Source organism: Escherichia sp. E4385, assembly GCF_963883145.1.
Classification (GTDB): domain Bacteria; phylum Pseudomonadota; class Gammaproteobacteria; order Enterobacterales; family Enterobacteriaceae; genus Escherichia.
Genome location: NZ_CAWOOJ010000008.1, coordinates 1 through 26,371 on the forward strand (window position 1 = coordinate 1; position 26,371 = coordinate 26,371).

The following is a 26,371-nucleotide window of genomic DNA, read 5'->3' on the forward strand; positions in this document are numbered from 1 at the left end:
AGAGAAGATTTTCAGCCTGATACAGATTAAATTAACCGGCGATAAGCGGGTTAATAAACAGAATTTGCCTGGCGGCTGTAGCGCGGTGGTCCCACCTGACCCCATGCCGAACTCAGAAGTGAAACGCCGTAGCGCCGATGGTAGTGTGGGGTTTCCCCATGCGAGAGTAGGGAACTGCCAGGCATCAAATTTAGCGTGCTGATATGGCTCAGTTGGTAGAGCGCACCCTTGGTAAGGGTGAGGTCCCCAGTTCGACTCTGGGTATCAGCACCACTTTTTAGGTTAAAGTTCGGCAGATTAGAAAAGAATTTGTCTGGCGGCAGTAGCGCGGTGGTCCCACCTGACCCCATGCCGAACTCAGAAGTGAAACGCCGTAGCGCCGATGGTAGTGTGGGGTCTCCCCATGCGAGAGTAGGGAACTGCCAGACATCAAATCAAGCGAAAGGCCATCCGAAAGGATGGCCTTTTTGCGTTTCGAATCCATGTACAACTTAATGGATAACCTGCGATAAAAATGCCCTCGTACGCTCCGATTTAGGATGCGCAAAAAATTCATCCGGTGCAGCTTGCTCCACGATTTCTCCGCGATCCATAAAAATCACTCGATCAGCGACAGTTCGCGCAAATCCCATTTCATGTGTTACGCACAGCATCGTCATGCCTGACTGCGCCAGCCCAATCATCGTATCCAGCACTTCTTTTACCATCTCCGGATCGAGCGCCGACGTAGGTTCATCAAACAGCATGATCTTTGGTTTCATACAAAGTGAACGTGCTATGGCAACGCGTTGCTGCTGACCACCAGAAATCTGCCCGGGAAACTTCTGTGCATGTTCGGCAATTCTCACCCGCTCAAGGTAATGCATCGCCAAAGCTTCAGCTTCTTTCTTCGGCATTTTACGCACCCAAATCGGCGCCAGGGTACAGTTCTGTAAAACGGTCAAATGTGGGAATAGATTGAAATGCTGAAAGACCATTCCCACTTCCTGCCTGACGCGCTCAATATTGCGAATATCTTCGTTAAGCTCGATGCCATCCACCACGATCCGTCCCTGTTGGTGTTCTTCCAGATGATTAATACAACGAATGGTTGTCGATTTCCCGGAACCAGAAGGTCCACACAGTACTATTCGTTCTCCCGGTTGCACGGTTAAATTTATATTTTTCAGAACATGGAATTGCCCATACCATTTATTGACGTTTTCCAGCGTAATCATCGCGTTAGCAGGTTGCGGTAAAATTTGGCTCATAGTGTCCTCAATGCGGTGTACGCCCGGTGTTAAAACGTTTTTCCAGATGTTGGCTATAACGTGACATGCTGAAGCAGAAGATCCAGTAGATCAGTGCGGCGAAAACATACCCTTCCGTCGACATACCCAGCCAGGCGGGGTCAACGGTTGCCTGCTGCACGCTACTGAAAAGATCGAACAACCCGATGATGATCACCAGACTTGTGTCTTTGAATAGCGCGATGATGGTATTTACCAGCCCTGGAATCACCAGCTTCAGTGCCTGGGGCAGAATAACCAGCCCTTGAGTTTTCCAGTAACCCAACGCCAGCGACTCTGCCGCTTCGTATTGCCCTTTGGGCAGCGCCTGTAATCCGCCTCGCACGACTTCCGCAACGTATGCTGACTGAAACAGGATCACGCCGACCAACGCACGAATCAGTTTGTCGATACTGGTGCCTTCCGCCATAAAGAGCGGCAGCATGACCGAAGACATAAACAGTACGGTAATCAGCGGTACGCCACGCCAAAACTCGATAAAAATGACCGATAAGATACGCACAATCGGCATATGGGAGCGGCGGCCTAATGCCAGTAATATCCCCCACGGCAGCGCCCCAGCAATCCCAACAGATGCGATAATCAACGTCAGTGTCAGCCCGCCCCATTGCCGGGTTTCAACCCGCTCCAGACCAAGAAAACCGCCATACATCAGCCACCAGACAATCAGTGGGTAGATAACCGCCCATACCGCAATATAGCGACCGCGATGCGGGAGTATTTTCCAGAACATTGGTGCGATAGAAACAAGGCCAATCAGTAATGCCAGGTTAATTCGCCAGCGCTGGTCGTGCGGGTAAAGCCCATACATAAACTGGCCGAATCGTTCGTGGATGAAGACCCAACAGGCACCGGCTTTTGTGCAGTCGGTACGCGTTGAACCAACCCAGTTTGCCTGTAAAAAAGCCCAGTTCAGCAGCGGTGGAATCAGTTCCCACATCAACCATAAGCAGCCAATAGTCAGCAGGCTATTGCTCCAGCTGGAGAACAGGTTTTTGCGCACCCACACCATAGCGCGGCTTGAGTTATGGCTCGCCGGGCGCGGGGGATGAGACAGCAATACTTTTGTCATCATGACTCCTTAGCGTTCAACGATCGCGATACGGCGGTTATAGACATTCATCAGCAGCGAGATAGTCAGGCTGATAATCAGATAGACCGACATCGTCATGGCAATCGTCTCGATGGCTTGCCCCGTCTGGTTCAGCACGGTGCCAGCAAACAGCGAAACCATATCGGGATAGCCGATAGCGGCGGCAAGAGAGGAGTTTTTGACGATGTTGAGATACTGGCTGGTTAACGGCGGAATAATCACTCGCAGCGCCTGGGGAATAATGACCTGGCGTAGCGTAACTGGCTTGGGCAATCCCAGCGAGCGGGCAGCTTCATGTTGACCATAAGGCACTGCCTGGATCCCGGCGCGAATAATCTCGGCGATAAATGCAGATGTATAAACTGAAAGCGCCAACGTTAAAGCTGCCAGCTCAGGGATAAGCACCATCCCGCCGCGGAAGTTAAACCCTTGTAGCGCCGGAACATCCCAGTGCAGTGCCGCACCAAAAAGCCATTGCGCCAGTAAAGGTAAACCAGTGAGCAACACAACGGCGCAAGGCCAGGTACGGCGCAGTTGTCCGGTCTTTATCTGGTGCGTTTTATTAAAACGGAATAGTCCAACAGAAATGGCTATAGCAATAACAACAGTCAGGATAAACGCAATAAATCCATCTCCCAGCTGCGGCGACGGAATATAGAGCCCACGATTGCTCAAAAAGGCGAGATCAAACGCACTCACTGCCTGCCGCGGTCCGGGCAAATTGCGCAACACGGCAAAGTACCAGAAGAAGATTTGCAGTAGCGGGGGAATATTACGGAAGATCTCAATATAAATTGTGGAAAGCTTTCGTAGCAGCCAGTTATCCGAAAGTCGCGCCAGACCGATAAAGAAGCCCAGGACAGATGCGAATACGATACACAATGCTGAAACCAGTAGCGTATTGAGTAAGCCGACAATAAAAACGCGTCCGTAGGTATCGCCCTGCTGGTAATCGATCAAATGCTGGACGATCCCGAAGCCTGCGCCGCGATCCAGAAAGGCAAATCCTGATGTAATGCCGCGATTGTTTAGATTCGTCACGGTGTTGTGAAATAACCAACCAACAATGCCGACGACGGCAACAACGGCGAGGATCTGGAATAACCAGGCGCGAACCGTAGGGTTGGTAAAGGAGAGTGAGCCTTTAACGGTTGAGCGGCGATGGGGCATATAAACCTCGGAAACCATAACGCTGAAGAGAGCGCCGCCGTAGCGACGCCCGTTACCTCACACCGACTTAACGCACGGGCGGCGCGTACTGAATACCGCCGTTATTCCAGAGATTATTTTGCCCACGTTTAATTTTCAGCGGGCTTTCTGAACCTACATTACGCTCAAAAATTTCCGAGTAGTTACCCACCTGTTTGATGATGTTGTAAGCCCATTTATTATCCAGCTTCAGATCCTTGCCGTAATCGCCCTCTTTACCCAGCAGATGCGCCATATCAGGCGTAGCTGGATTAGCCGCTTTTTCATCAACGTTTTGCGAGTTAACGCCCATCTCTTCAGCATTCAGCATGGCGAAAAGCGTCCAGCGCACAATAGAGAACCATTCATCATCGCCACGACGGACTACCGGACCAAGCGGTTCTTTAGAGATAACTTCTGGCAGGACAATCCATTCGGCAGGATTACTTAATTTGATCCGCAGGGCATACAGTTGCGACTGATCCGAGGCCAGCGTATCGCAGCGGCCAGATTCCAGAGCCTTCGCTGATTCGTCTGAGCGATCGAAGGTTACTGGCGTGTACTTCATATTGTTTGCCTTGAAGTAATCGGCGACGTTAAGTTCGGTATCAGTCCCCGCCTGAATACAGACGGTTGCGCCATCCAGTTCTTTCGCGCTTTTTAATCCCGCTTTATCGTGCGTCAGGAAGCCAATGCCGTCGTAATAAGTGACGCCAGTAAATACCATTCCCATTCCTGCGTCGCGGGATGAAGTCCAGGTCGTATTACGGGAGAGCAAATCCACTTCTCCTGACTGTAAAGCGGTGAAGCGTTCTTTTGCTGTGAGTGGGGTATATTTCACTTTCGTGTCGTCGCCAAATACAGCAGCGGCAACACCACGACAAACATCTACATCAATACCTGAAAACTTACCGTCTGCATCGGCATAAGAGAACCCAGGTAATCCGTCACTGATCCCACATTGAACAAACCCTTTATTCTTTACGGCATCAAGTGTCGCGCCAGCATGCGCCTGATTTGCAACGGCAAGCAGCACGCTGGCGGCAGCCAGTGTGGCTATCATCATCTTTTTCATAATGCTTCCTGTGAGGCGAAAATTATCGTTATAGGACGTTTGGGAAACGTCTTTTACCTGTCTGTGGCCATCCTTTTATAAGCAAAAGTAGTGCCAGTTTTTGCGCACGATTCCGTGTCGCAATAAGCTGAGTGTAGACAGGAAATAATAAAAACATCGCCCCGCAATGGTGCGAAAATGAAACATACGCCACATTTTAGCGCAAAATATTTATTCGCATTTTACTAAGCAGGATAATGATTGTTAGCGTGAGCATGTGTTTTAAATGAGGGGAAAAACTAATGGATGTGTTATTTCGACGGTTCGAAATAAAATGCTAAATTAAAAGGGAATAAGCTAGCCGAATATAGTTGTATTTTATCTTACGGTGAGATTCTGTACCGTTAAACAGAGCGCGGAACTCCGCGCTCTGTTCAGTTATTTCGACAGAGCGATGATCCCCATCGTCAGGCCAGCAACAGCCGCTGCCCCGCCAGCAATAGCCCCGGCAGTTTCCCAGTTATCCTGAGTCGTACCTTTCATACAGGTATTGGTGTGAACCAGACGGCCCTGATCGTCATAAACCGGAACGCAGGGTGAATCGTGAGCGCAGCCCGCCAGCAATGCGGTGAGCAATGCGACAGGAATTAATCTTTTCATGGTGTTACCTCAGTAATAACGCTACCGCTTAATAAGCTAACTTTCTTATTAACGTACTGAATTCCATTTTATCACCGGGAGTTATAATTCTTGCGAGATGAATAATGACAAATTATGTTAATTGTAAAAATAATGAAGGGAGAAAGAATGAATGCACTCAATTCAAAAGTTAGTGAATCATTAACTCATTAATTTTTATAGTTTTAACTGCAAATTAAAAAGGCGTCCGAAGACGCCTTTGTGTTTTAAATTTACCCTTTAAAGCAACGGCGGATCACCACAAAGAACACAGGGACGAAGAAGATTGCCAGTAATGTTGCGGAAATCATGCCGCCCATGACTCCAATCCCTACCGCGTTCTGCGCGCCGCTTCCCGCACCATTACTGATAGCCAGCGGCAATACGCCGAGAATAAAGGCGAGTGATGTCATCAGAATCGGACGAAGACGCATACGTACGGCCATCAGCGTTGCTTCAATAACACCTTTCCCCTCTTTCTCCATCAGGTCTTTGGCGAACTCAACAATCAAAATAGCGTTTTTAGCTGATAAGCCAATTGTCGTTAACAAGCCCACCATAAAATAAACGTCATTTTTTTGATTAAAGAGTGTCGCCGCCAGCAGCACGCCGACAATCCCTAACGGCACGACCAACATAACCGAGACAGGAATTGACCAGCTTTCATAGAGCGCTGCAAGGCACAGGAAAACGACCACGAATGAAATGGCTACCAGAGCAGGGGCCTGGTTGCCTGACAAGCGTTCCTGATACGACATCCCCGTCCAGTCATAACCGATTCCGTTAGGTAGTTGTGAGGCGAGGCTTTCCATTAGAGACATCGCATCGCCGGAACTGGTGCCTGGCGCAGCTTCCCCCTGAATCTCCATCGAGGGTAGACCGTTGTAGCGTTCCAGACGCGGAGAACCATATACCCAATGTGAAGTGGTAAAGGTGGAGAATGGCACCATTTCGCCGTTGGCACTGCGGACATAAAGTTTATCGACATCTTCTGGCAGCATACGGAATTTGGCATCCGCCTGAACATATACTTTTTTCACGCGGCCACGGTCGATGAAGTCGTTGACATACGTCCCGCCTAACGCCGTAGAAATGGTCTGATTAATGTCAGAAAGCGAAACGCCTAATGCCTGTGCTTTTTCCTGGTCAACTTCAAGTTTGAACTGCGCAGTATCTTCCAGGCCATTGGGGCGCACACTGACTAAGCTTTCAGGATGTTGCGCCGCCATGCCAAGCAATTGGTTGCGGGCATGGGTTAAGGCATCGTGACCAAGACCCGCCTGATCGATTAACTCAAAGTCGAAACCTGTTGCCGTACCCAGTTCAACAATGGCTGGCATATTGAATGGAATGACAAAACCGTCGCGGATTTTACTCAGTTCCATTTTGGCACGTTGGATTACCGCTTCCGCGCTATTTTCTTCGCCACTGCGCTCTTCCCACGGTTTAAGGCTGACAAAGGCCATCCCGGCGTTTTGCGCCTGACCGCTGAAGCTAAATCCATTGACTGTAAAGACACTTTCAACGTTCGCCTTCTCGTTCTTCAGATAGTAATCCGTCACTTCATCCAGTACTTTTTGTGTCCGCTCTTGCGTCGCTCCAGCGGGCAGTTGGATCATGGTCAGGAAGACACCCTGATCTTCTTCCGGCAAGAAAGAAGAAGGGAGGCGTAAAAACAGCACTACCATTCCGGCGACAATCAGCGCATAGATCAGTAAATATCGCCCTGTGGAACCGAGGATTTTGCCAACGCTATTGGTGTAGTGATTAACGCTATGATCGAAAGTGGTGTTAAACCAGCCGAAGAAACCACCCTTATTTTCGTGATGCTCGGCAGAGACTGGTTTCAGCAATGTTGCACATAACGCGGGGGTGAGAATCAGCGCAACCAGTACTGAAAGCGCCATTGCTGAAACAATAGTGATAGAGAACTGTCGATAAATTGCCCCTGTTGAGCCACCGAAGAATGCCATCGGAATAAACACCGCCGACAGTACCATCGCGATACCTACCAGCGCACCCTGGATTTGCGACATCGATTTTTCCGTCGCTTCTCTGGGGGGGAGTTTATCCTCCATCATTACGCGCTCGACGTTCTCTACAACGACTATCGCATCATCAACAAGAAGCCCGATGGCAAGTACCATCCCGAACATCGTTAGCGTATTGATGGAGTAACCAAAAGCGGCGAGTATGGCAAACGTCCCTAACAACACGACAGGTACAGCAATGGTGGGTATCAATGTCGCCCGCATGTTCTGCAAGAACAGATACATCACCAGGAATACCAGGATAATGGCTTCGAACAGCGTTTTCACCACTTCCTGGATAGAAAGCTGGACGAAAGGCGTGGTGTCATAAGGGTAAAGAACCTTCATTCCCTGTGGGAAGAACGGCTGCAATTCTGCCAGTTTGGCCTTGATGGCTTTTGCGGTATCAAGTGCGTTAGCTCCCGTTGCCAGTTTAATACCGAGGCCAGCCGCGGGTTTGCCGTTGATACGGGCGATAACGTTATAGTTTTCACCACCGAGTTCAATCCGTGCGACATCTTTCAGCCGCACTACCGAACCGTCGCTGTTCACGCGCAGGGTGACTTTGCCGAACTCTTCCGGATCTTTTAACCGTGTCTGGGCAATAATCGACGCGTTTAGCTGCTGTCCTGGTAATGCCGGCGTGCCGCCTAACTGACCGGCCGCAATCTGGTCGTTCTGTACTTTCAACTGGTTAATAACATCAACCGATGTGAGTTTATATTTGTTCAGCAGATCGGCATCGAGCCAGATACGCATAGCGTACTGAGCACCGAACAGTTGTACGTCGCCAACGCCGTTCAGACGGCTAATGGTATCTTTGACGTTAGAGGCGATGTAGTCGGAAATATCGTCTTGTGTGGTACTTGGGTTATCAGAAACAAAACCAGCCACCATCAAAAAGCTGCTACTTGATTTCTCGACACTTATCCCCTGTTGCTGGACTTCCTGCGGCAGCAACGGTGTGGCGAGTTGAAGTTTGTTTTGTACCTGCACTTGCGCGATGTCTGGATCGGTCCCGGACTGGAAGGTGAGGGTAATTGTCACGCTACCGGCAGAATCGCTGGTGGAGGACATATACATCAGATTATCGATGCCGTTCATATTCTGTTCGATAACCTGTGTCACCGTATCCTGCACGGTTTGCGCATCAGCGCCCGGATAGTTTGCCGACACAGAAACAGCAGGCGGGGCAATGGTTGGATACTGGGCGACGGGCAATTGTAGGATCGCCAGTACGCCCGCCATCATCAGAATAATGGCCAGCACCCATGCAAATATTGGTCGTCGAATAAAAAAGTTTGCCATATCAGATTGCCTTACTTCGACGCAGTATCTGCGGGGGTATCGGTAGTGGCTTTAACCTGCTCTCCCGGGCGTGCTTTTTGCAGGCCGCTGACAATGACCTGATCACCCGCTTTTAGTCCTTCGCTAATCAGCCATTTATCGCCAATGGCCAGGCTGGCGACAACAGGACGCGCCTCTACCTGGCTTTTATCATTAACAATCATGACGGTAGCGTCACCACGCGGCGTGCGGCTAACTCCCTGTTGCGGGATAAGAATAGCGTCAGGTTGTACACCTTCATCAATCCGTGCGCGCACAAACATACCTGGCAGAAGCGTGTGTTGCGGGTTAGGGAAAACCGCGCGCAGGGTAATGGAGCCGGTGCTTTCATCAACGGTTACATCAGAGAATTGCAGCGTGCCTTTCAGGGGATAGGTTTGACCGTTTTCCATGACCAGCTCTACGTTGCTGGTGGCGTTTTCCTTATGCAAACTACCTTGCTCTACGGACTGCTTGAGTCTCATGAAGTCGTTGCTGGATTGGGTCACATCGACATAGATAGGATCGAGTTGCTGGACAGTCGCCAGTTCGGTCGTTTGCCCGTTAGTGACGAGAGCACCTTCGGTCACCGAAGATTTGCCGATACGCCCGCTAATTGGCGCAGTCACTTTGGTATAAGCGAGATTGATGCGGGCGCTTTCGACCGTGGCTTTTGCGGCTATGACGGTAGCATCGGCCTGACGAGCATCAGCAATCGCCTGATCGTACTCCTGCTGGCTGATGTATTTCGTACCCACAAGCGGAACATAACGTTTTACCGTCAAATGCGCGATGGATGCGGCAGCTTCGCTTTTCGCCAGGTCGCCTTTCGCGCTGTCATAACTTGCCTGATAAGTGGCTGGATCGATCTGGTACAGGGACTGGCCAGCTTGCACATCGCTGCCTTCAGTGAAATTACGATTCAGCACTATCCCGCTAACCTGTGGGCGAACCTCGGCAATACGGAAAGTATTAGTACGGCCTGGTAATTCAGTTTTAACTTCTAACGGGGCAGTATTCACAACATGAACGGTAACCTGCGGTTCACCGACGTGAGCTTTCTCTTCTCCCTTATCGTTACAACCCGCAATTAACGCTGCGGAGATCATGATAAAGGAGGGCAGGAGGAAAAACCTGGCATGTTTCGTCATTACTATTCCTCAAAAAACCAAAAGCGCGTTATTAGCCAGAAAAAGGCAACGCGTTAACTCGCAGAAATAAAAATACAGTTCGCTATCCTACAAATTATCGTCCTGCGATGTAAGGAATAGTTATGAATAGTCGCTATTCAAGGCACGTAAACACAAAAATAGATTAATATTCTAATGTTCTCATTTGATGTGAGTTGAAAAGAATGGAAGCATTTTAACGCAAAGTGAAATATACATTTATTAAGTAAATGTATTATCGTCAAACAATAGACTTTGATTATTTGACGATTGATAGCAGACGGGAATTGGTTTCTCGTATAAATAAAAATTAGGTGATACATTACTTCTCGTTGTTTCCCTTATGTCGAATATATTTATTCCCTGAATGATTAATCATGGCAAAAAGAACCAAAGCTGAAGCCCTGAAGACCAGGCAAGAACTGATTGAAACCGCCATCGCCCAGTTTGCGCAGTATGGCGTAAGCAAGACGACGCTCAATGACATCGCCGACGCCGCCAACGTCACGCGTGGCGCAATCTACTGGCACTTCGAAAACAAGGCTCAACTGTTTAACGAGATGTGGCTGCAACAGCCTTCATTGCGTGAGTTAATCCAGGAACGTTTAACGGAAGGGTTAGAACATGATCCTTTCCTGCAATTGCGTGAAAAACTGATTGTTGGCTTGCAATATATTGCCGAAATTCCCCGCCAGCAGGCGTTACTGCAAATCTTATATCACAAGTGTGAATTTAGTGATGAAATGCTGGCCGAGGCAGTAATACGGGAAAAGATGGGCTTTAATCCACAGATTTTGCGTGAAGTATTACAAGCATGTCAGCAACAGGGGGATATAGCTAAAAGCCTCGACTTAGACGTCGTAATGATTATTATTGATGGCGCCTTCAGCGGTATTGTTCAAAACTGGTTAATGAATATAGCGGGTTACGATCTTTATAAACAAGCACCCGCATTAGTCGATAATGTATTAAGAATGTTTATGCCAGATGAAAACATAACGAAATTAATTCATAAAACAAATGAATTAGGTATCGTATAAAGTTACATTCTATTGTGAAAATCCAGTTCGTCACAGTTAACCAGTTTTAGCGGATTAACCGAGTTCATATTGCGACATTTGTCTGTTTCTGTTGCCAGTAGTTCAATCCACTGCATCAGTAAGGTATCAAACAGAAAAACGGAGACAGCGAAAACGACGAGCCACCAATACTTGCGAATCATTACCTGAGCCTGTGCATGTTTAACCAAGTCTGGCAGGAAATATACACGAAATGAATAATCTGAAAACCAGGCTTACACTTCCTTTACTTTGCAATGAGATCGGGGTCAACTTCGCTGATCCGGCTTCGTTTTGACAGGTTGCCGGTCTTTCTTTTTTTCACTTTCGCCAGCTCTTCCATGGAGTAATGTGACGCGACTTCCAGTCGGCGTAGCCCCATCTTGATGTACTCGCTGTTAATCTCAATACCAATGAATTTTCGCCCGGTCGCGATGGCGACGGCTCCGGTGGTGAAGCTACCAGCAAACGGATCGAGAACGACATCGCCAGGGTTAGAAGAGGCGAGAATAATGCGCTTCAGTAAAGCTTCAGGCTTTTGCGTCGGATGGTTTTCATATTCATCCATCAAATAACGTACGCGTGGAAAATCCCAGACGTTACCTGGCACTTTTTGATGATTGTAAGGTTGTGGGGGATTTTTGCGATAGTCGATTAATGCACGCTGTGCTCCGGTTTTGGCTTCTACCAGAATAGCATCGCTGTTAAATGTGTAGTTCTTTGCGTCTTTCACCATCATCAGGATGGGTTCATACATGGAGCCGTAATATTTTTTTGCCTGAACGCCGGAGCTGTCATACGACCAGACGATGCGACTTTTGATGGTAAAAAGCTGGCGGCACTGGAGGTCAATAAAGGGCATGTTTTCCGTGCTGTTCATGATGTACATGCTGCCCTGTTTTTTCAGAACGCGGTGGCACTCTGTAATCACTTCAAATAGCCAGTTAATAAACAGATCTTCTTTCCACGCTTCGATCAGGCCATCGAAATTTTTACCGATGTTATAAGGCGGGTCAGCAAAGATTAGATCGACACTTTCTGCGGGTATCTTTTTAAGTTCAGCTAATGCATCACCGTGGATAATGGTCTTTGTATTGTCGCCAAACCTGGTGGGTTCACATCCTGTTCTCATGGTCACTCCCTTTGCGACACCTATAAAAAAGGCGCTTCCCCATGCCGAGTAGCGCCTTTTAATCAAGCAATTAGCTAACCTGAATTAGTTCATGCCGTACTTTTTCAATTTTTTACGCAGCGTACCACGGTTGATGCCCATCATCAGCGCAGCACGGGTCTGGTTACCACGGGTGTATTGCATCACCATGTCCAACAGGGGCTGTTCTACTTCAGCCAGTACCAGCTCATAGAGGTCATTAACATCCTGACCGTTCAGTTGAGCAAAATAGTTCTTCAGTGCCTGTTTAACCGAGTCACGCAGGGGTTTTTGGGTTACCTGATCCTGAGAGTTAACGGTAGAAACGGTCAGTACGTCAGAATTTACGCGTTGTTCGAACATAGTTCTGTCAGCTCTTTATTTCTGTTTACGCAAAATTTTCGAAGTATGCCTCCAACGCCTCCAGCTGTTCGCTGGCATCCTCAATGGCGTTGAATGTGCGCCGAAACTGGTCATTTGGAGCGTGTTCCTGGAGATACCAGGAAACGTGTTTACGTGCAATTCGGTACCCTTTTGCCGGACCATAAAAGTCATGCAGTTCCCGAACGTGCGCGCAAAGCAAGCGCTTAACCTCTGCCAAAGGCAGCGGGGGCAGCAACTCCCCAGTGTCCAGATAATGCTGGATTTCCCGAAAGATCCAGGGTCTTCCCTGAGCTGCGCGGCCTATCATCAGAGCATCCGCCCCTGTATAGTCGAGCACAGCTCTGGCTTTAAGCGGGTCAGTAATGTCGCCATTCGCGATAACCGGAATGGAAACTTTCTGCTTAACTGCCCGAATACTGTCGTATTCAGCTTCTCCATTGAACAAACAGGCGCGTGTACGGCCATGAATGGTCAGAGCCTGAATGCCACAGTCTTCAGCCAGTTGGGCAATCTCTTCGCAGTTACGGTGTTCCGGCGCCCAGCCTGTGCGAATCTTCAGGGTAACAGGAACGTCCACTGCATTAACGACCTCGGTAAGGATCGATTTAACGACATCCGGGTACTGCAAGAGGGCTGAACCTGCAAGCTTGCGATTCACTTTTTTAGCCGGGCAACCCATATTGATATCAATAATCTGGGCACCGCTTTCCACGTTAATACGTGCTGCATCTGCCATTTCTTTCGGATCGCTACCGGCAATTTGCACGGTGCGAATACCGGGTTCATCAATGTGCACCATCCGTAAACGAGATTTGTCGCTTTCCCAAACCTGAGGGTTAGAAGACATCATCTCGGATACTGTCAATCCGGCTCCCATCTCGTAGCACAACGTCCGAAAAGGTCTGTCTGTAATGCCAGCCATGGGCGCTGCGATCAGGCGATTTCTGAGCTGATATTGTCCGATGCGCATGAGTTAAGAAATGACCATACTGTGACTGCAAGGCGGCGTATATTACGCATTTTTTGCACGAGATGAAAGGCCAAACTTTGACCAATCCTCTGAGATGGATCAAAGAATTGCATTTAAAATGAACTCGGCGGAATAATTAATCATAAAAATCATCACATTAGAAATAAGTGATTAAAATTCGCACTCAAAGAAATTTGAGTAAGTTCTCAATTTTTCTTTATGAATGAAAATTTTGGCACGCAAATTTGCCTAAATAATCAGCAAAATTACGTGCCTTTTGTGACGTTGCTCGCAATTCTCTCTACATCACTATGCCGCATTCTGGCGGTTAATTCTTACGACCAGTAATGCGACACCACTCTTCTTTTTCCACGACCGGGTCCAGAACGAAGCTGTCGGCATAAGCTTCACAAACGCTCTCCGCCTGGCTTGCCAGAATACCGGAAAGGCCCAGCAAGCCGCCTGAAACCGGCAGGACGCTGATTAACGGTGCCAGTTCACGTAACGGGCCTGCGAGGATGTTAGCGACCACCACGTCGGCTTTCATCGCTTCAGGCTGATCTTTGGGTAAGTAGAGTTCCAGACGCTCAGAAACGCCATTACGTTCGGCGTTGTCGCGGCTGGCCTGAATGGCCTGCGGATCGATATCAATACCAATGGCTTTTGCTGCGCCCAGTTTCAGCGCCGCGATTGCCAGAATGCCGGATCCACAGCCAAAATCGATGACCGTTTTACCGGTTAAATCGAGGCTGTCGAGCCATTGCAGGCACAGAGAGGTGGTTGGATGAGTCCCCGTACCAAACGCCAGGCCCGGGTCTAACATCACGTTGACGGCGTTTTCGTCTGGCACATCACGCCAGCTTGGGCAGATCCACAGACGTTCGCCAAAGCGCATTGGGTGGAAATTATCCATCCATTCGCGCTCCCAGTCTTTATCTTCCAGTTGTTCGATTTTGTGCGCGAAGCCTGCGCCGAGCAGCGGATGATCCTCCAGAATCGCCACGACTTCATTCATGTCGGTTTCAGCATCGAACAGACCAATCACATCGGTGTCGCCCCACAGGCGCGTTTCGCCCGGCAGCGGCTCAAACACCGGCGTATCGTGGGTATCCTGAAAAGTAATGGACACGGCACCCGCTTCCATCAGCGCATCGCTAAGATCTTCAGCGTTCGCGCCGGTGGTGTTCAGTTTCAGTTGGATCCAAGGCATGGCAAAACTCTTTATTTATCAGTAGTCAAAACGGTAGCTTGCGAGACGGAAGTACCGAAACGGTTTCCGACCAGGAAAGCCAGCAAACTTAGCAGTAACGAGGGCACGATAGGGTGGAAGCCCAGGTACTGAATATTCAGGGTCGCGAGCACGGCATACAGCACGCCGCCAACGATCATCGCACTTAGCGCACCTTTGGCGTTGGCGCGTTCCCAGTAAAGACCCAGCACCAGCGGCCACAGGAAAACGGCTTCCAGCCCACCGAAGGCCAGCAAATTCAGCCAGATGATCATTTCTGGCGGCTTCCAGGCGGCAAGCAGCAGCAACGCGCCGAGAATCAACGTAATCACCGCCGACATCCGCTTCAGACGCGTCTCGTTTTGCATTTGATCCGGACGGATATTCAGATAGAGATCTTTAATGATCGTAGCGGAACTTTGCAGCAACTGGGCGTTGATCGTCGACATGATCGCGGCCATCGGTGCAGCCAGGAAGATCCCGGCTGCAAACGGTGGCAGCACTTTTACCATTAACGTCGGGATCACCAGATCCGGTACGGTGAGATCGGGGAGCACCGCCCGACCTAACGCTCCGGCCAGGTGCATACCGAACATCAGGACTGCGACTACAATCGTCCCGATGATGATCCCCCGATGCACTGCTTTGCTGTCTTTATAAGAGATACAGCGCACCGCAGTATGCGGCAGGCCAATAACGCCAAAGCACACCAGTACCCAGAACGATGTCATAAAGGCAGGTGACAGAATATCGTCAGCACCTTGTGGCGTAACCAGCTGTGGATCGATGGTTTGCAGCGTCTCTACCGCGTTGCTTAAGCCGCCAGCGGCATGTACCACGCCGACCAGCAGCACAATGGTGCCAACCAGCATCACCAGACCTTGCATGGTGTCGTTCAGCACACTGGCGCGAAAGCCGCCAAAGGCGGTATATAACGCAATACTGATACCGAAAATCAGCAGCCCGGTTTCATAAGGAATACCCGCCGCGGTTTCCAGCAGACGCGCACCGCCGATAAACTGCACGGTCATCGCACCAACGAACGCAACCAGCAAACTCAAACTCGCCAGCCACACCAGAAGACGACTCTGGTAGCGGGCAAACAGCATATCGTTCAGCGTCACCGCATTGTAGCGGCGCGCAAGAATCGCGAACTTCTTGCCGAGTATACCGAGCGAAAGCCAGACTGCAGGCAGCTGAATCATCGCCAGCAATACCCAACCCAGGCCGTATTTATAAGCAGCGCCTGGCCCGCCGATAAACGAACTGGCACTGATATAGGTCGCGGTGAGCGTCATCGCCAGCACAATACCGCCCATGGAACGGCTGCCGAGGAAATACTCATTGAGGAAGGTGCCGGTGCTCCGTTTACGCATCGCATAAACAGAGATACCGAACACCACCACCAGATAGGCGACCAGCGGTAGAATCACTTCAAGCTGCATCGTCATCCTCCAACGGGATATCGCGATAGATAAATTTCACCATCGCCCAGCACAGTCCAATAAACAGCAGCGGCGTCAGGATGCAGGCCATCTCAAACCAGCGCGGAAAACCGGTAAAACCGGGGGCAACGCCAGGTAAGTAAGCAGCTACTAACCATACCGCCAGATACAAAAGGGTCAGCCCCAGCGCCCAGCGCGCCTCTTTATGGGCCTGAACAAAACGAGTGTCCATTTTTTGTCCCTGATGGGTGAAGAAAGCGGGGATTGTACCTTATGGGGGTTGTCGATCCCCAGTAATAAAAAAGGCCGGAAAATCCGGCCTTTTGACGCTTTTGCAGTCTTATTTTTCCTGAAGACCGAGTTTTTTCTCCAGATAGTGGATGTTAGTGCCACCATGCTGGAAGTTCTCGTCATTCATGATGCGGATCTGCAGATCAACGTTGGTTTTGATACCATCGATGATCAGCTCCTGCAACGCATTCTTCATGCGTGCAATTGCCACGTCACGGTTTTCACCGTAGCAAATCAGCTTACCGATCATTGAGTCATAGTACGGCGGCACGGTGTAGCCCGCGTAGATATGAGACTCCCAACGTACGCCAAAACCGCCTGGTGCGTGGAAACGGGTGATTTTGCCCGGGCTTGGCAGGAAGGTGTTCGGATCTTCGGCGTTAATACGGCATTCCACCGCATGGCCGCGAACGTGAACTTCTTCTTGCTTGATCGACAGCGGTTGACCGGCAGCGATACGCAGCTGTTCTTTGATCAGGTCAACGCCGGTGATCATTTCGGTAACCGGGTGTTCTACCTGAATACGGGTGTTCATTTCGATGAAATAGAACTCGCCGTTTTCGAACAGGAACTCGAATGTACCTGCACCGCGATAGCCGATATCAACACACGCTTTAGCGCAACGTTCGCCGATGTAGCGACGCAGTTCCGGGGTAATGCCCGGTGCTGGCGCTTCTTCGACCACTTTCTGGTGGCGGCGCTGCATGGAGCAGTCACGTTCCGCCAGATAGATAGCGTTGCCCTGACCGTCAGCCAGCACCTGAATCTCGACGTGGCGAGGATTTTCCAGGTATTTCTCCATGTAAACCATATCGTTGCTGAAAGCAGCTTTCGCTTCCGCACGAGTCATGGAGATAGATTGCGCCAGTTCAGCATCGCCGCGCACTACGCGCATACCACGACCACCGCCGCCGCCGGAGGCTTTGATAATTACCGGATAACCAATGCGTTTAGCAATGGCACGGTTTTTATCCATATCGTCGCCCAGCGGACCGTCAGAACCCGGTACGCAAGGAACGCCAGCTTTTTTCATCGCGGCGATTGCGGATACTTTGTCGCCCATCAGGCGAATGGTTTCTGCTTTCGGGCCGATGAAGATAAAGCCGGAGCGTTCAACCTGCTCGGCAAAGTTGGCGTTCTCGGAAAGGAAGCCGTAACCCGGATGGATTGCTACTGCGCCGGTGATTTCAGCGGCGCTGATGATTGCCGGGATGTTCAGATAACTTTTTACTGACGGAGCAGGACCGATACAGACCGTTTCATCTGCCAGTAATACGTGTTTTAGATCGCGATCCGCGCTGGAGTGCACAGCGACAGTCTTGATGCCCAGTTCTTTACAGGCACGAAGAATACGCAATGCAATCTCGCCGCGGTTGGCAATAACAATTTTATCCAGCATGTTCGCCTCGTTACTCGATGACGACCAGCGGCTCGTCAAATTCTACCGGTTGTCCACTTTCGACCAGAATTGCTTTCACAGTACCGGATTTGTCTGCTTCGATCTGGTTCATCATTTTCATGGCTTCAACGATGCACAGGGTATCGCCCACGTTCACTTTCTGACCCACTTCGATGAACGCTTTCGCGTCCGGGCTTGGGGTGCGGTAGAAAGTACCAACCATTGGGGAACGTACGATGTGACCACTGATTTCCGCTGCTGCTGGCGCTTCCATGGAAGGAACGGTCGCCGGAGCGGCTGCGTTAGATTGAGCTGGCTGCTGCATCATTGGTGCAGCGTAAGCTTGTTGCATCATCGGGAAACTTGCGGCAGGTGCTGCACGGCTGATGCGTACTGACTCTTCGCCTTCAGAAATTTCCAGTTCAGAGATGCCTGATTCTTCAACCAGCTCGATCAGTTTTTTAATCTTACGAATATCCATGAGTGGGTTCCGTACTCTTTGTTTAGTGTGATTGTGACAGGCGTTTCACCGCCGTCTGTAAAGCGTATGCCCCGACAGCTGTATGCATAGCGGTAAATTCCAGCAGGCCGGGACGCCGGTCTATTTTGCCCCAGAGTGTCAATGTGAGACTTGACGGACATTGTGCAGCGATTTGCTGCTATCCTCCGGCAAAAAACAAAATATACCTTCGTTGCGCCATTGTCACCTTTTCAGCAGTTTAAAAGCTGCCTCAGGGAGAACGAGGTCGCACATTATAACGATTTCGTAGCAAATGGCAGCTAAATACTGGTCTTATCAGGGAAGATAATCAACAGCTAACATGTAAATAACTTTCAACGTCGCGTAATTTGCAATAAGCCGCACAGTTCACGAAATTAACGCCACCATTGACGGAACTTCTTATAACGTAAGGCTAAAAGCAATAATGCCAGCCCGGCGTAGATGAGCGGCTGCGGTGAGATAACCTTCACTGACCACAGATAATGTATGGGGGCCAGGATCGCGACAAGATAGACGAAGTTATGCAACTGTTGCCAGTGTTTGCCTAGTTTTCGCTGCATCGCTTGTGTAGACGTGAATGCTAAAGCAAGCAAAATCAACCAACTGATAATACCCAGGGTTAAATAAGGTCGGGTGATTAATTCCTGACCGAATAGCGCCAGGTTGTTCACGCCAAGTTCCAGTAATGCATAACTGGTTAAGTGCAGCGTCGCCCAGGTGAAACACCATAAACCTAACAGGCGGCGGGTGCGTATCAATAATGGCTGCTTAGCGTAGCGCGCCAGCGGGGTAATTAACAACGTCGCCAATAAAAATTTCAGCGCAGTCCGACCGGTAAAATGCTGAATATCTTTCACCGGGTCGGCACTTAGCCCGCCATGATTGATTGCCCAAACCAGCCAGACAAACGGCAAAAATCCGGCAAGATGCAGGCAAAATTTCAGCCAGGTAACCTGTTTTGCAGTCAAACGCACTTAGAAGTTCTCCCGTAGATCCAGTCCGCGATAAAGTGACGCGACTTCATCGGCGTAGCCGTTAAATAGCAGTGTCGGCTGGCGTTGCACATCCAGGATGCCACCTGAACCAATAAATCGCTCAGTGGCCTGCGACCAGCGAGGGTGATCAACATGCGGATTAACGTTGGCGTAAAAGCCGTATTCGTTGGGGGCCGAAAGATTCCAGGTGGTTGGTGGGCGTTCTCGGGTCAGCTTAATGCTCACTATCGACTTGATGCCTTTAAAGCCATATTTCCATGGCACAATCAGGCGTATCGGCGCGCCATTTTGCGGCGGTAGCGCCTTGCCGTAGACGCCGACGGTCATCAGTGTGAGCGGATGCATTGCTTCGTCGAGACGTAATCCTTCTACATAGGGATATTTCAGACCGCCGCCGATAAACCTGTCCTGCTGGCCGGGCATTTGTTCCGGTGCATAAATTGTTTCGAAAGCGACGTACTTCGCGTTGCTGGTCGGCTCTGCCAGCGCCAGCAGTTTATGCAGCGGAAAACCAATCCACGGCACCACCATCGACCACGCTTCCACGCAGCGCATCCGGTAAATCCGCTCTTCTAACGGGAATCGACGGGTTAGCGCATCGTGGTCGAGGGTTAACGGTTTACTGACTTCACCACTGATTTTCAACGTCCACGGATCGGTTTTCAGGCTGCCAGCATTCGCGGCGGGATCTGCTTTATCCAACCCAAATTCATAGAAATTGTTGTAGCCGGAAACTTTATCTTCCGGTGTCAGTGGCAGGTTATTTTGCCAGGCAGCAGGCTTGCTGAACTCCAGGGGTTTTCCGGCAGGCGCGGGCGGGCGATCGTTCCCTTTGAACCAGCCAAGTAAATCCGCGTGGGCGGCATTTGGTATAGAGAGGGCGGCGGCGCTGATGCCTAATGCTTTCAGGATCTGGCGCCGTTGCATAAAAAAAGCCGATTCGGCAGTGACATCGGCTTCTGTAAGTTGACGAATTTTTTTCATAACAGACTCCCGGTATGCTCATGATTACTATGGCAGGGAGAATGTCAAAGTGCTGCTAAAATTCGTTAACGATATGTAAATTATTTTATGCTAACGCTTAGTTAATTTTTACCAGCGTACGGCCCTGGATCTGATTGTTAATAATGGCCTCGGCAAATTTTGGTGCGTCAGCCAGTGAAATCTCTTTTGCCGCCTGGGTATAGAATGATTCCGGTAAATCGGCAACCAGACGCTGCCAGGCTTGTGCGCGGCGTGCTGGTGGCGTCATCACCGAATCCACGCCCTGCAGGCGAACATTACGCAGAATAAATGGCATGACCGTGGTTGGCAGAGTAAAACCACCCGCCAGACCACAGGCCGCCACGCAGCCGCCGTAATTCATTTGCGCCAGCACTTTCGCCAGCACTTTGTCGCCCACAGTGTCTATCGCCCCGGCCCAAAGCTGTTTTTCAAGTGGACGGGATTCAGCAAATTCATCACGCGGCAGAATTCGGCTGGCACCTAAACTGTTCAGATATTCATGGGTACTTTCGCGACCGGAAACAGCAACCACCTGATAACCTAACTTATGCAACAGCGCCACGGCAGTGCTACCAACGCCGCCGCTGGCGCCCGTTACCACAATTTCGCCATCTTGTGGACGAATACCGGCATCTTCCAGGGCCAGCACGCACAGCATGGCGGTAAACCCAGCAGTACCAATAATCATCGCTTTACGCGCGTCCAGACCTTGCGGCATGGCAACCAACCAGTCGCCTTTTACGCGCGCTTGTTCTGCCAGCCCGCCCCAATGATTTTCACCAACACCCCAGCCCGTGAGTAACACTTCTTGACCAGCATGAAAACGAGGATCTTCACTGTCGCGTACGGTTCCGGCGAAGTCGATGCCAGGAATCATCGGAAAATTGCGGATTATTTTTCCTTTACCGGTTATTGCCAGCGCATCTTTATAATTCAGGCTCGACCAGTGGACATCGACCGTCACATCGCCTTCCGGCAGGCGACTTGCGTCCAGAGTCTGTACAGATGCGAGGGTTTTGCCGTCCTGCTGTTCTAAAAGTAACGCCTGCATAAGAAGTCCTCATGTGCATGATGGATTGGAAAATAATTTCTGAAGACTATACTCGCTAATTGAAAAGCAAAGTCGATGAAGCGCAATAAATTGCGAGATAAATCTGATTTGCTAGTATGCCCGCTTCCTCACTATCGGAGTTAACACAAGGATGAGATTAACGACGAAATTTTCGGCCTTTGTCACGCTGCTCACCGGGTTAACGATCTTTGTGACTTTGATGGGCTGCTCGTTAAGTTTCTATAACGCGATTCAGTATAAGTTTAGCCATCGCGTTCAGGCGGTGGCGACGGCGATCGATACGCATCTGGTGTCGTCTGATTTCAGCTCGCTGAGGCCACAAATCAGTGAACTGATGATGTCAGCAGATATCGTTCGCGTGGACCTGTTACACAATAACAAACAGGTTTATACCCTTTCCCGCCAGGGGAGTTACCGCCCTGTTGGCACCAGCGATCTGTTTCGCGAACTAACCGTTCCGTTAGTTAAACATCCAGGAATGTCGCTACATCTGGTTTATCAGGACCCGATGGGAAACTATTTTCACTCGCTGATGACCACCGCGCCGCTCACTGGGGCAATTGGTTTTATTATTATTATGCTCTTCCTTGCAGTACGCTGGTTGCAGCGGCAACTTGCCGGGCAAGAACTACTGGAAACTCGCTCGGCGCGTATCTTAAACGGGGAGCGTGGGCCGAATGTGCTTGGCTCCATCTATGAATGGCCGCCAGGAACCAGCAGTGCGCTGGATATGCTGCTTTCAGAAATTCAGAATGCGCGTGAACAGCACAGCCGTCTTGATACGCTGATTCGCTCTTACGCCGCGCAGGACATCAAAACCGGCCTCAATAACCGTCTCTTTTTCGACAACCAGTTGGCTACATTGCTGGAAGATCAAGAGAAGGTAGGGACTCACGGGATCGTGATGATGATCCGTCTACCTGATTTCAATATGTTGAGCGACACGTGGGGACACAGCCAGGCCGAAGAACAATTCTTCACTCTGACGAATCTGCTGTCGACATTTATGATGCGCTATCCAGGTGCACTGCTGGCGCGCTATCACCGTAGCGATTTTGCCGCGCTGTTGCCGCATCGGACTTTAAAAGAGGCGGAGAGCATTGCCGGGCAGTTGATCAAAGCGGTTGATACCTTACCGAGCAATAAAATGCTCGATCGTGAAGATATGATTCATATCGGCATCTGTGCCTGGCGTAGCGGCCAGGAAACAGAACAAGTGATGGACCATGCCGAATCCGCCACGCGTAATGCGGGATTACAGGGGGGTAATAGCTGGGCGATTTACGATGACTCATTACCAGAAAAAGGGCGCGGCAACGTTCGCTGGCGTACGCTAATCGAACAAATGTTGAGTCGTGGCGGTCCCAGGCTTTATCAAAAACCTGCGGTCACCCGGGAAGGGCAGGTTCATCATCGCGAAATTATGTGTCGCATCTTTGATGGTAATGAAGAGGTAAGCTCGGCGGAATATATGCCGATGGTGTTGCAGTTTGGTTTATCGGAAGAGTATGACCGCCTGCAAATCAGTCGTCTCATCCCGCTGTTACGCTATTGGCCGCAAGAAAATCTGGCGATTCAGGTGACCGTTGAGTCGTTGATCCGCCCGCGTTTCCAGCGTTGGCTGCGCGATACGTTGATGCAGTGTGAAAAATCACAACGAAAACGCATAATTATTGAACTTGCAGAGGCTGATGTTGGTCAACATATCGGTCGCTTGCAATCTGTCATTCGTTTGGTGAATGCTTTAGGGGTTCGAGTTGCCGTTAACCAGGCTGGATTGACGCTGGTAAGTACCAGTTGGATCAAAGAACTGAATGTCGAATTACTCAAGCTTCATCCGGGGCTGGTAAGAAATATTGAGAAGCGAACGGAAAACCAATTGTTGGTTCAGAGCATGGTAGAAGCCTGTTCCGGGACCAACACCCAGGTTTACGCGACTGGCGTACGTTCGCGAAGCGAGTGGCAGACCCTGATTCAGCGCGGGGTTTTGGGTGGCCAGGGGGATTTTTTCGCGTCCTCACAGCCACTTGATACTAACGTGAAAAAATATTCACAAAGATACTCGGTTTAACCTGCCGTTTGATCCGTTTTCACGTAGAATAACGCGCGCTGCGTTTCGTGGGAGTGTGCTTATCTGCTCGCCAGATTGTTGCAGCACATATGCAGATGAATGACCTTACGCAGTTGCAAACAGGCGAGGAATGCTGTTGACGCATTTAGCCTTATCTGGACTCAGGCAGAGATTTGTAACAAAGGAAACGAACTGCACTAATTTTCACCGTAGCAGATGATTTTTGCGCCTTGTCGCTGCTGCGTGTGGTTGGTAAAGTAAGCGGATTTTCTTTTCCGCCCCAGCTTTCAGGATTATCCCTTAGTATGTTGAAAAAATTTCGTGGCATGTTTTCCAATGACTTGTCCATTGACTTGGGTACTGCGAATACCCTCATTTATGTAAAAGGACAAGGCATCGTATTGAATGAGCCTTCCGTTGTGGCCATTCGTCAGGATCGTGCCGGTTCACCAAAAAGCGTGGCTGCAGTAGGTCATGACGCGAAGCAGATGCTGGGCCGTACGCCGGGCAATATTGCTGCTATTCGCCCAATGAAAGATGGCGTAATCGCTGACTTCTTCGTGACTGAAAAAATGCTCCAGCACTTCATTAAGCAAGTGCACAGCAACAGCTTTATGCGTCCAAGCCCGCGCGTTCTGGTCTGTGTGCCGGTTGGCGCAACCCAGGTTGAACGCCGCGCAATTCGTGAATCCGCGCAGGGCGCTGGCGCCCGTGAAGTGTTCCTGATTGAAGAGCCGATGGCCGCGGCAATTGGCGCCGGTCTGCCGGTTTCTGAAGCGACCGGTTCCATGGTGGTTGATATCGGCGGTGGTACTACTGAAGTTGCCGTAATCTCGCTGAATGGCGTGGTTTACTCCTCTTCTGTACGCATCGGCGGTGACCGCTTCGACGAAGCCATTATCAACTATGTTCGTCGTAACTACGGTTCCTTGATCGGTGAAGCGACAGCAGAGCGTATTAAACACGAAATCGGTTCGGCTTATCCGGGCGATGAAGTGCGTGAAATTGAAGTTCGTGGTCGTAACCTGGCTGAAGGTGTTCCACGCGGCTTTACGCTGAACTCCAACGAAATCCTCGAAGCGCTACAAGAGCCGCTGACCGGCATCGTTAGCGCAGTGATGGTTGCGCTGGAACAGTGTCCGCCGGAACTGGCTTCCGACATCTCTGAGCGCGGAATGGTGCTCACTGGCGGTGGCGCATTGCTGCGTAACCTTGACCGTTTATTAATGGAAGAAACCGGCATTCCAGTCGTTGTTGCTGAAGATCCGCTGACCTGTGTGGCGCGCGGTGGCGGCAAGGCGCTGGAAATGATCGACATGCACGGCGGCGACCTGTTCAGCGAAGAGTAATCGGATGCAGGCAGGGGAAGCGTTTGTTTATCCTGCCTGGTCTGATACGAGAATACGCATAACTTATGAAGCCAATTTTTAGCCGTGGCCCGTCGCTACAGATTCGCCTTATTCTGGCGGTGCTGGTGGCGCTCGGCATTATTATTGCCGACAGCCGCCTGGGGACTTTCAGTCAAATCCGTACCTATATGGATACCGCTGTCAGTCCTTTCTACTTTATTTCCAATGCTCCTCGTGAATTGCTGGATGGCGTATCGCAGACGCTGGCCTCGCGTGACCAACTAGAACTTGAAAACCGGGCGTTACGTCAGGAGTTGCTGCTGAAAAACAGCGATCTGCTGATGCTGGGACAATATAAACAGGAGAACGCGCGCTTGCGTGAGCTTCTGGGTTCTCCGCTGCGTCAGGACGAACAGAAGATGGTGACCCAGGTTATCTCTACTGTTAACGATCCGTACAGCGATCAGGTTGTTATTGACAAAGGCAGTGTCAACGGTGTTTACGAAGGCCAGCCAGTCATTAGCGATAAAGGTGTGGTCGGCCAGGTGGTGGCGGTCGCAAAATTGACCAGCCGCGTACTGCTGATCTGCGACGCGACCCATGCGCTGCCGATTCAGGTGCTGCGTAATGATATCCGCGTTATCGCGGCGGGTAATGGCTGTACTGATGATTTACAGCTTGAGCACCTACCGGCGAATACTGACATTCGTGTTGGTGATGTATTGGTGACTTCAGGTCTGGGCGGTCGTTTCCCGGAAGGTTATCCGGTGGCGGTTGTCTCTTCCGTGAAACTCGATACCCAGCGCGCATATACCGTGATTCAGGCGCGTCCGACTGCGGGACTGCAACGTTTACGTTATCTGCTTCTGTTGTGGGGGGCGGATCGTAACGGGGCCAACCCGATGACGCCGGAAGAGGTGCATCGCGTTGCTAATGAACGCCTGATGCAAATGATGCCGCAGGTGTTGCCTTCGCCAGATGCAATGGGGCCAAAACTGCCTGAACCGGCAACGGGAATTACCCAGCCAAGCCCGCAGCAACCTGCAACAGGTACTGCCGCTGACCGCTCTCCACAAAGGGCTACGCCGCCGCAGAGTGGTACTCAACCACCTGCGCGTACGCCAGGAGGGCAATAGTGGCGAGCTATCGTAGCCAGGGGCGCTGGGTTATCTGGCTCTCTTTCCTCATTGCGTTATTACTGCAAATTATGCCCTGGCCGGATAATCTTATCGTTTTCCGGCCTAACTGGGTTTTGCTCATCTTATTGTATTGGAGCCTCGCCTTGCCCCATCGCGTAAATGTGGGCACAGGTTTTGTGATGGGTGCCATACTGGATCTGATCAGTGGCTCCACGCTCGGTGTACGGGCGTTGTCGATGAGTATCATTGCTTATCTGGTCGCGCTGAAATTCCAGCTTTTCCGTAATCTGGCATTGTGGCAGCAGGCGCTGGTCGTCATGTTGCTTTCGTTGGTTGTGGATATTATTGTTTTCTGGGCAGAGTTTTTAGTGATCAACGTCTCTTTCAGACCGGAAGTGTTCTGGAGTAGTGTTGTCAATGGCGTGCTCTGGCCGTGGATTTTCATGCTGATGCGCAAAATTCGTCAGCAGTTTGCAGTGCAATAAA

The 26,371-nt window shown here is 50.4% G+C and carries 24 protein-coding genes, 1 tRNA gene and 2 rRNA genes; 8 read left to right on the forward strand and 19 right to left on the reverse strand.

Annotation, left to right across the window (positions count from 1 at the left end):
* Window positions 1-67: 67 nt before the first annotated feature.
* The 3 genes from rrf (AACS80_RS07350) (at window position 68) to rrf (AACS80_RS07360) (ending at window position 428) form a co-directional block, all read left to right on the forward strand.
* A 5S ribosomal RNA gene (gene rrf / locus AACS80_RS07350) occupies window positions 68-183 on the forward strand.
* 14 nt (window positions 184-197) lie between these two features.
* Window positions 198-273 (forward strand) — tRNA-Thr (locus AACS80_RS07355).
* A 39-nt stretch (window positions 274-312) separates the two neighbouring features.
* Window positions 313-428: ribosomal RNA gene (gene rrf / locus AACS80_RS07360) — 5S ribosomal RNA — on the forward strand.
* Between the two features lie 63 nt (window positions 429-491).
* On the opposite strand, the gene AACS80_RS07365 is transcribed toward rrf (AACS80_RS07360), so the two are convergent.
* From AACS80_RS07365 to acrE, 7 genes are all read right to left on the reverse strand, one after another.
* Window positions 492-1,250 carry an amino acid ABC transporter ATP-binding protein gene (locus tag AACS80_RS07365; RefSeq protein ID WP_135410519.1) on the reverse strand — a complete coding sequence of 253 codons (759 nt, stop codon included), beginning with the start codon at window positions 1,248-1,250 and terminating at the stop codon, window positions 492-494.
* A 7-nt stretch (window positions 1,251-1,257) separates the two neighbouring features.
* Window positions 1,258-2,361, reverse strand: coding sequence for an amino acid ABC transporter permease (locus AACS80_RS07370; RefSeq protein WP_131160937.1), 1,104 nt, complete (start codon window positions 2,359-2,361; stop codon window positions 1,258-1,260).
* Window positions 2,362-2,370: 9 nt separating this feature from the next.
* On the reverse strand, window positions 2,371-3,552 hold the full coding sequence (locus tag AACS80_RS07375) for an amino acid ABC transporter permease (protein ID WP_138183732.1): 1,182 nt from the start codon (window positions 3,550-3,552) through the stop codon (window positions 2,371-2,373).
* Window positions 3,553-3,619: 67 nt separating this feature from the next.
* On the reverse strand, window positions 3,620-4,645 hold the full coding sequence (locus AACS80_RS07380; protein WP_130204494.1) for an amino acid ABC transporter substrate-binding protein: 1,026 nt from the start codon (window positions 4,643-4,645) through the stop codon (window positions 3,620-3,622).
* A gap of 417 nt (window positions 4,646-5,062) precedes the next feature.
* Window positions 5,063-5,284, reverse strand: coding sequence for a membrane protein (locus tag AACS80_RS07385; protein WP_000825639.1), 222 nt, complete (start codon window positions 5,282-5,284; stop codon window positions 5,063-5,065).
* 251 nt (window positions 5,285-5,535) lie between these two features.
* Complete coding sequence (acrF, locus tag AACS80_RS07390) at window positions 5,536-8,640, reverse strand: multidrug efflux RND transporter permease subunit AcrF (RefSeq protein ID WP_130204496.1); 3,105 nt, start codon at window positions 8,638-8,640, stop codon at window positions 5,536-5,538.
* Window positions 8,641-8,651: 11 nt separating this feature from the next.
* Window positions 8,652-9,809: a multidrug efflux RND transporter periplasmic adaptor subunit AcrE gene (gene acrE, locus AACS80_RS07395; RefSeq protein ID WP_135410517.1), complete on the reverse strand. Its 1,158-nt coding sequence runs from the start codon at window positions 9,807-9,809 to the stop codon at window positions 8,652-8,654.
* A 395-nt stretch (window positions 9,810-10,204) separates the two neighbouring features.
* Between acrE and envR the strand changes: the two genes are divergently transcribed.
* The gene (envR, locus tag AACS80_RS07400; RefSeq protein ID WP_130204500.1) at window positions 10,205-10,867 is read left to right on the forward strand and encodes an acrEF/envCD operon transcriptional regulator; all 663 of its coding nucleotides are present in this window, start codon (window positions 10,205-10,207) and stop codon (window positions 10,865-10,867) included.
* Between the two features lie 2 nt (window positions 10,868-10,869).
* On the opposite strand, the gene AACS80_RS07405 is transcribed toward envR, so the two are convergent.
* The 12 genes from AACS80_RS07405 to acuI form a co-directional block, all read right to left on the reverse strand.
* Entirely contained in the window at window positions 10,870-11,049 is a 180-nt protein-coding gene (locus AACS80_RS07405; protein WP_010345321.1) for a DUF2556 family protein, read from the reverse strand.
* A gap of 83 nt (window positions 11,050-11,132) precedes the next feature.
* Window positions 11,133-12,017, reverse strand: a complete 885-nt coding sequence (gene yhdJ / locus AACS80_RS07410) for an adenine-specific DNA-methyltransferase (RefSeq protein ID WP_131160894.1) — start codon at window positions 12,015-12,017, stop codon at window positions 11,133-11,135.
* An 84-nt stretch (window positions 12,018-12,101) separates the two neighbouring features.
* A complete protein-coding gene (gene fis, locus AACS80_RS07415; RefSeq protein ID WP_000462905.1) occupies window positions 12,102-12,398 on the reverse strand; it encodes a DNA-binding transcriptional regulator Fis in 297 nt (98 codons plus the stop codon).
* 25 nt (window positions 12,399-12,423) lie between these two features.
* Window positions 12,424-13,389: a tRNA dihydrouridine synthase DusB gene (gene dusB / locus AACS80_RS07420; protein WP_001219652.1), complete on the reverse strand. Its 966-nt coding sequence runs from the start codon at window positions 13,387-13,389 to the stop codon at window positions 12,424-12,426.
* 328 nt (window positions 13,390-13,717) lie between these two features.
* Window positions 13,718-14,599: a 50S ribosomal protein L11 methyltransferase gene (gene prmA / locus AACS80_RS07425; protein ID WP_135410516.1), complete on the reverse strand. Its 882-nt coding sequence runs from the start codon at window positions 14,597-14,599 to the stop codon at window positions 13,718-13,720.
* Between the two features lie 11 nt (window positions 14,600-14,610).
* Window positions 14,611-16,062 (reverse strand): sodium/pantothenate symporter, encoded by a 1,452-nt coding sequence (gene panF, locus AACS80_RS07430; protein ID WP_135410515.1) that lies wholly within the window; start codon window positions 16,060-16,062, stop codon window positions 14,611-14,613.
* A complete protein-coding gene (locus tag AACS80_RS07435; RefSeq protein WP_000381170.1) occupies window positions 16,052-16,294 on the reverse strand; it encodes a YhdT family protein in 243 nt (80 codons plus the stop codon). The genes panF and AACS80_RS07435 overlap by 11 nt, the downstream gene beginning before the upstream one ends.
* 108 nt (window positions 16,295-16,402) lie before the next feature.
* A complete protein-coding gene (gene accC / locus AACS80_RS07440; protein ID WP_000884639.1) occupies window positions 16,403-17,752 on the reverse strand; it encodes an acetyl-CoA carboxylase biotin carboxylase subunit in 1,350 nt (449 codons plus the stop codon).
* A 10-nt stretch (window positions 17,753-17,762) separates the two neighbouring features.
* The gene (gene accB / locus AACS80_RS07445; RefSeq protein WP_000354618.1) at window positions 17,763-18,233 is read right to left on the reverse strand and encodes an acetyl-CoA carboxylase biotin carboxyl carrier protein; all 471 of its coding nucleotides are present in this window, start codon (window positions 18,231-18,233) and stop codon (window positions 17,763-17,765) included.
* 395 nt (window positions 18,234-18,628) lie between these two features.
* Window positions 18,629-19,228: a protein-methionine-sulfoxide reductase heme-binding subunit MsrQ gene (msrQ, locus tag AACS80_RS07450; RefSeq protein ID WP_130260189.1), complete on the reverse strand. Its 600-nt coding sequence runs from the start codon at window positions 19,226-19,228 to the stop codon at window positions 18,629-18,631.
* Entirely contained in the window at window positions 19,229-20,233 is a 1,005-nt protein-coding gene (msrP, locus tag AACS80_RS07455; RefSeq protein WP_131160895.1) for a protein-methionine-sulfoxide reductase catalytic subunit MsrP, read from the reverse strand. It abuts the gene before it with no gap.
* Between the two features lie 97 nt (window positions 20,234-20,330).
* On the reverse strand, window positions 20,331-21,305 hold the full coding sequence (acuI, locus tag AACS80_RS07460) for an acrylyl-CoA reductase (NADPH) (protein WP_135410514.1): 975 nt from the start codon (window positions 21,303-21,305) through the stop codon (window positions 20,331-20,333).
* 151 nt (window positions 21,306-21,456) lie between these two features.
* Between acuI and csrD the strand changes: the two genes are divergently transcribed.
* From csrD to mreD, 4 genes are all read left to right on the forward strand, one after another.
* Window positions 21,457-23,397: an RNase E specificity factor CsrD gene (gene csrD / locus AACS80_RS07465; RefSeq protein ID WP_130204514.1), complete on the forward strand. Its 1,941-nt coding sequence runs from the start codon at window positions 21,457-21,459 to the stop codon at window positions 23,395-23,397.
* A 305-nt stretch (window positions 23,398-23,702) separates the two neighbouring features.
* Entirely contained in the window at window positions 23,703-24,746 is a 1,044-nt protein-coding gene (gene mreB / locus AACS80_RS07470; RefSeq protein WP_000913396.1) for a rod shape-determining protein MreB, read from the forward strand.
* A gap of 65 nt (window positions 24,747-24,811) precedes the next feature.
* Complete coding sequence (mreC, locus tag AACS80_RS07475) at window positions 24,812-25,882, forward strand: rod shape-determining protein MreC (RefSeq protein ID WP_130204516.1); 1,071 nt, start codon at window positions 24,812-24,814, stop codon at window positions 25,880-25,882.
* Entirely contained in the window at window positions 25,882-26,370 is a 489-nt protein-coding gene (gene mreD / locus AACS80_RS07480) for a rod shape-determining protein MreD (RefSeq protein ID WP_130204518.1), read from the forward strand. The genes mreC and mreD overlap by 1 nt, the downstream gene beginning before the upstream one ends.
* The last annotated feature ends 1 nt before the right edge of the window (window position 26,371 follow it).

Coding starts and splice junctions, on each gene's coding strand:
- AACS80_RS07365 (WP_135410519.1), bottom strand. CDS start 1,250: ATGAGCCAAATTTTACCGCAACCTGCTAACGCGATGATTACGCTGGAA.
- AACS80_RS07370 (WP_131160937.1), bottom strand. CDS start 2,361: ATGACAAAAGTATTGCTGTCTCATCCCCCGCGCCCGGCGAGCCATAAC.
- AACS80_RS07375 (WP_138183732.1), bottom strand. CDS start 3,552: ATGCCCCATCGCCGCTCAACCGTTAAAGGCTCACTCTCCTTTACCAAC.
- AACS80_RS07380 (WP_130204494.1), bottom strand. CDS start 4,645: ATGAAAAAGATGATGATAGCCACACTGGCTGCCGCCAGCGTGCTGCTT.
- AACS80_RS07385 (WP_000825639.1), bottom strand. CDS start 5,284: ATGAAAAGATTAATTCCTGTCGCATTGCTCACCGCATTGCTGGCGGGC.
- acrF (WP_130204496.1), bottom strand. CDS start 8,640: ATGGCAAACTTTTTTATTCGACGACCAATATTTGCATGGGTGCTGGCC.
- acrE (WP_135410517.1), bottom strand. CDS start 9,809: ATGACGAAACATGCCAGGTTTTTCCTCCTGCCCTCCTTTATCATGATC.
- envR (WP_130204500.1), top strand. CDS start 10,205: ATGGCAAAAAGAACCAAAGCTGAAGCCCTGAAGACCAGGCAAGAACTG.
- AACS80_RS07405 (WP_010345321.1), bottom strand. CDS start 11,049: ATGATTCGCAAGTATTGGTGGCTCGTCGTTTTCGCTGTCTCCGTTTTT.
- yhdJ (WP_131160894.1), bottom strand. CDS start 12,017: ATGAGAACAGGATGTGAACCCACCAGGTTTGGCGACAATACAAAGACC.
- fis (WP_000462905.1), bottom strand. CDS start 12,398: ATGTTCGAACAACGCGTAAATTCTGACGTACTGACCGTTTCTACCGTT.
- dusB (WP_001219652.1), bottom strand. CDS start 13,389: ATGCGCATCGGACAATATCAGCTCAGAAATCGCCTGATCGCAGCGCCC.
- prmA (WP_135410516.1), bottom strand. CDS start 14,599: ATGCCTTGGATCCAACTGAAACTGAACACCACCGGCGCGAACGCTGAA.
- panF (WP_135410515.1), bottom strand. CDS start 16,062: ATGCAGCTTGAAGTGATTCTACCGCTGGTCGCCTATCTGGTGGTGGTG.
- AACS80_RS07435 (WP_000381170.1), bottom strand. CDS start 16,294: ATGGACACTCGTTTTGTTCAGGCCCATAAAGAGGCGCGCTGGGCGCTG.
- accC (WP_000884639.1), bottom strand. CDS start 17,752: ATGCTGGATAAAATTGTTATTGCCAACCGCGGCGAGATTGCATTGCGT.
- accB (WP_000354618.1), bottom strand. CDS start 18,233: ATGGATATTCGTAAGATTAAAAAACTGATCGAGCTGGTTGAAGAATCA.
- msrP (WP_131160895.1), bottom strand. CDS start 20,233: ATGAAAAAAATTCGTCAACTTACAGAAGCCGATGTCACTGCCGAATCG.
- acuI (WP_135410514.1), bottom strand. CDS start 21,305: ATGCAGGCGTTACTTTTAGAACAGCAGGACGGCAAAACCCTCGCATCT.
- csrD (WP_130204514.1), top strand. CDS start 21,457: ATGAGATTAACGACGAAATTTTCGGCCTTTGTCACGCTGCTCACCGGG.
- mreB (WP_000913396.1), top strand. CDS start 23,703: ATGTTGAAAAAATTTCGTGGCATGTTTTCCAATGACTTGTCCATTGAC.
- mreC (WP_130204516.1), top strand. CDS start 24,812: ATGAAGCCAATTTTTAGCCGTGGCCCGTCGCTACAGATTCGCCTTATT.